The organism is Streptomyces alkaliphilus (assembly GCF_014141535.1).
Lineage (GTDB): Bacteria > Actinomycetota > Actinomycetes > Streptomycetales > Streptomycetaceae > Streptomyces > Streptomyces alkaliphilus.
On record NZ_VKHT01001480.1, the window covers coordinates 1 to 866 of the forward strand.

The 866-nt window shown below is 72.7% G+C and carries 1 protein-coding gene; it reads right to left on the reverse strand.

What is annotated here, in order from left to right; genetic code table 11:
- Window positions 1–101: 101 nt before the first annotated feature.
- The gene (locus FNQ90_RS25215) at window positions 102–563 is read right to left on the reverse strand and encodes an ATP-binding protein (RefSeq protein ID WP_182608431.1); all 462 of its coding nucleotides are present in this window, start codon (window positions 561–563) and stop codon (window positions 102–104) included.
- Window positions 564–866 lie beyond the last annotated feature (303 nt).

The window sequence follows — 866 nt, forward strand, 5'->3', positions numbered from 1 at the left end:
CGGGGAGGGTGGAGGGTGGTCCCGGGGTCCACGTGCCCGGCCCCGACGCTCCACAACCGCCACGCCCGGGCCCGTGTCCGCGGGCCCCTCGCGGCCCCCGCTCAGTAATCGAGCCTGGGAACGGCCATCTCCGCCCAGACCGTCTTGCCGGGCAGGGTGCCGTCACGCAGGATCCCCCAGTCGACGGACAGCCTCTCCACGATGAACATCCCGTGCCCCCCCGGACGTCCCGGAACCCGTCCGGTCCGGGGCGCGGGCGTGCCGTCCCCCAGATCGGTGACCTCGATGCGCACCAGCTCGGCACCGTGGGTCAGGCTCATGGTCTGCGGGCCGCCGCCGTGCAGACAGGCGTTGGTCACCAGCTCGGAAACGACGAGCAGCACGTCCTCCGTGGACGCCCTCCCCTCCTCGTCGCGCGGCGGGATCCAACCCCAATCCTGCAAGGACTCCCGGGCGAAGTCGCGGGCCCGGACCACGGGTCCGGGTGCTCCGGCCAGGGACAGCCGTCGAACGTCCGGCTGGGGGCCGGGATCGCTGTGAGTGAACGGCCGGGCCGTACTCATCCGCGTCTCCCCTCGCCTCGTCGCCGTTTCGGTGATTGCCGCTCCGGACGCGCGGTGCCCCCCTCGGGGATCCGTGCGGCGTGCCGTGATACGTCGCGCCATCGGTTTCTCGTCGCTTTCGTCCTTCGCGGTGTTCGCGGCCGGGGCGACCTGTCCACCCGGTCCCCCCTCCGCGCCGGACTCTCCGTTCCGGTCCGGTGTGAGGGGTCTCCTGCCCGGGGTTCCCCGAACGACACCCATCGATCCGGGTGAATCGTGTGACCCGCGCTACGCCGGTGACGGAGGGGCGGGTGGGGCTTTCCC